This is a genomic window from Cellulomonas sp. IC4_254 (assembly GCF_011603975.1).
GTDB lineage: Bacteria > Actinomycetota > Actinomycetes > Actinomycetales > Cellulomonadaceae > Cellulomonas.
Genome location: NZ_JAANNB010000290.1, coordinates 1 through 3,190 on the forward strand (window position 1 = coordinate 1; position 3,190 = coordinate 3,190).

At 80.1% G+C, this 3,190-nt stretch carries 4 protein-coding genes; 2 read left to right on the plus strand and 2 right to left on the minus strand.

Features of this window, described 5'->3' with window-relative positions:
• The coding region (locus tag G6556_RS17925) for a hypothetical protein (protein ID WP_166944380.1) at positions 1-293 on the plus strand (293 nt) is incomplete at its 5' end.
• 28 nt (positions 294-321) lie between these two features.
• On the opposite strand, the gene G6556_RS17930 is transcribed toward G6556_RS17925, so the two are convergent.
• A complete protein-coding gene (locus G6556_RS17930) occupies positions 322-1,674 on the minus strand; it encodes an FAD-dependent oxidoreductase (RefSeq protein WP_166944382.1) in 1,353 nt (450 codons plus the stop codon).
• A gap of 114 nt (positions 1,675-1,788) precedes the next feature.
• Here G6556_RS17930 and G6556_RS19765 point away from each other — a divergent pair, with 114 nt between their 5' ends.
• Positions 1,789-2,142 (plus strand): DUF3017 domain-containing protein, encoded by a 354-nt coding sequence (locus G6556_RS19765; protein WP_166944384.1) that lies wholly within the window; start codon positions 1,789-1,791, stop codon positions 2,140-2,142.
• A 136-nt stretch (positions 2,143-2,278) separates the two neighbouring features.
• Here G6556_RS19765 and G6556_RS17940 read toward each other — a convergent pair.
• Positions 2,279-3,190 (minus strand): aquaporin (locus G6556_RS17940; protein WP_166944386.1); only part of this gene is annotated, 912 nt, incomplete at its 5' end.

Below are 3,190 nucleotides of genomic sequence, written 5' to 3' on the forward strand. Positions count from 1 at the left end.
GGGCGGGGCTGTGGGGGCTGCTGACGGTGCTCGCCGCGGTGCCGGGCACGTGGCCCGGGTCGTCCGGCGTCGACGCGGTCCTGGGTGTCGTGGGTGCGGTGGCGGCGGTCGCGCAGCCGGTGCTCGTGGTCGCGTGGGTGCTGGCGGTGCCGTGGAGCCGCGGGCACCGCGGTCTGTCGTACGCGCTCACCGGGGCCGAGCTGGCCGACGCGCGGGACGGCGCCGACCGCGAGGCCGGCGCGGGTCCGGGGGCCGGCGAGGTCGGCGGGCGCGCGCGGGACCGGGTCGGCTGACGCCGCGCGTCCCGACCCGGGCGCCGCGTCAGCCCGCGAGGGCCTTCGGCAGCGGCACCGCCGGGTCGGCGGCGCGGGCCCGGTCGAGGACCGGCAGCGTCGCCCCCGCGAGCAGCCGGCGCGCGCCGCCCACGTCGCGCGGCCGGTCGACGGCGAACACGGCCGTCAGCGTGCCGGTCGCCGGGTCGCCGCCGGGGGCGAACCACAGCGCCGTCCAGCCGTCCTCGGCCGCCGGGTCGCCGCGCAGCACCACGTCGTCGTCCGACCCCGGCAGCCCGTAGAGCGCGAGCTCGTGCCCGAGCTGCGTCGAGAACACGTACGGCGCGAGGTCGGGCTCGACCGCCTCCCGGCCGAGCAGCCCCGCGACCGCGACGGCCGGCCCGCGCAGCGCGGCGTCCCAGTGGCCGCCCGGCACCCAGCCGTGCCGGGACGAGCGGCGCCGGGCCGCGTCCCCGACGACCCGCACCCGCCACGACCCGTCGACCGGGGCGTGCCGCTCGTCCACCGCGACCGACCCGTCGGGCTCCAGCGGCAGGGCGCCGGCGAGCCAGCCCGTCGCCGGGCGCGCGCCGACCGCGGCGAGCACGGCGTCGGCGGGGAGCGCGGTGCCGTCGGCCAGCCGCACCGTGCCCGGCTCGACGGCGGCCACCGCCGCGCCGGTGCGCAGCCGGACGCCCGCCCGCGCGAACCACGGCGCCGTGAGCGCGCCGACCCGGGCGCCGAGCGCCGTCATCAGCGGGGCCTCGCGCGCCTCGACCACGGTGACGTCCACCCCGGCCGCGGCGGCGACCGTCGCCACCTCCGCCCCGACCCAGCCCGCGCCGATGACGACGAGCCGGCGTGCCTCGCCGGGGGTGCGGGGTCCCGCGCCGGGGGCCTGACCGGTCCCCGCGGGCAGGCCGTGCGGGAACCCAAGCGCCGCGCGCAGCCGCTCGGCGTCGGCCGCGGTGTGCAGCGTCAGCGCGTCCGCCCAGGCCGGCGGCCGGACCGCCCGCGCGCCGGTCGCCACCACCGCGGCGTCCGCGGCCACGTCGCCGTCCGCCGTGCCGACCCGCACCCCGTCCTCGCCGACCCGCAGCCCGGTGGCGGGCGTGCCCAGCCGCACGTCGTCGGCCGCGGCGAGCGCGTCGGCGCCGAGCTCGTCGGACAGCCACGCGGGCGCCGGGCGGTCGAGCAGGTGCTTCGACAGCGGCGGCCGGTCGTACGGCGCGACGCCCTCCGCGCCGAGGAGCGTCACGCGGCCGTCGAACCCCTGGGCCCGCAGCTCCAGCACGGTCCGGGCCCCGGCGATGCCGGCGCCCACCACCACGACCGACCGCGGCGGTGCGGGCGTCCGGGTGCCGGTGGCGGGACGGGCGGTGACGGGACCGGCGGCAGGCACCCGGCCACCGTAGCCTGCGGCGACACCGGGTGCGCCGGGCGGGCGGGCCCGGCGCGGTAGCCTCGGCGGTGACCGTGCGCGGCTCCCCGCCGCGCCGCGAGGACGGAGGCGCGCGTGAGCCAGGAGGGGGCCGCCCGGCCGTCCCCCGAGGACGAGCGGTTCGGGCCCGACGGCGAGCCGCTGGACCCGCGCGCCATCGCCCGCGCCTCCCTCGCCGCCGACCGGAACTGGTCGCTGTGGGTGATCGCCGGCGCCGTGCTGTTCAGCGTGGCGATCGCGCTCGCCGCGGGCACCCCGACGGGTGCGCTGGTCCTGTCCTGCTTCCTCGCGTGCTGCGCGGTGGTCCGGGCCGTCGTGCGGAAGTCGCCGGCGGCCCTCGTGGTGCGCCGGCGCGCCGTCGACGTCATGACGCTCGGCGGGCTCGCGGTCGCGATCGGCGTGCTGTCGCAGGTCGTCCCGTCCGCCTGACCGCCCGCCGCCGCGGGGCGGCCGCCTGACGACCGCGCACGGGGCGGGCCTCGGGGCGCCGCGGCGCCGGCCCCGGGGACGACGCGGGGGCGGCGACCCGACCGGGTCACCGCCCCCGCGCAGGAGCGTGCGGGCGTCAGCGCGCCGGCTGCACCTCGATCTCGACCTCGTCGATCTCCAGGTCCTCGTCGAGCACGTCGTCGTCCGCCGGGGCGGTCGCGAACGCGCGGTACAGCAGGGCGGCCAGCGCGGCGCCGACCAGCGGCGCGACCCAGAACACCCAGATCTGGCCCCAGGCCCAGGACTCGGAGAAGATCGCCGCGGCCGTGGAGCGCGCGGGGTTCAGCGAGCCGCCGGTGACGGGGTAGGCCACGAGCATGCCGAACGCGACCGTCAGGCCCACCGCGAACGCGGCCTGCTGGCGGGTGCGCCCGCGCCGGTCGGTGGCGCCGAGGTAGACGCCGACCAGGATCGCGGCGAGCACGCCCTCGAGGAGCAGCGCGGCGACCATGCTGAAGCCCTCGCCGCCGGTGGACTGCGCGATCGGCGAGTGCTCGCCGAAGCCGTTGGCGGTGCCGCTGAAGAAGCTCCGCTCGTTGCCCTCGAGCGCGGGCAGCGACGTCGCGGTCACGAACAGCACGGCCGACGCCAGCGCGGCGCCCACGAGCTGCGCGAGCCAGTAGGGCACCAGGTGCGACCACGGCGTGCGGCCGGCGAGCGTGCTGCCGAGCGTGATCGCCGGGTTGAAGTGGCCGCCCGAGACGTGCGACACCGCGACGAACGCGGCGATCGTGCCGAAGCCGAAGCCGAGCGAGATGCCGATGACGCCGGCCCCGCTCACCGAGGCGAACAGCGCCGCGCCGACACCGGCGAGGACGACGAGGAACGTGCCGAACACCTCGGCGCCGATGCGGGCGACGAGCGACGGGCCGGTCAGGGTGGCGCGGACGGCCTCGATCTCGACCTCGTCCTCGGCGGCGACCGCGGAGGCCGTGCCGTAGCCGCTCGCCGCGCCGTAGCCGACCGGGATCGCGGCGGGGGCCGGCGC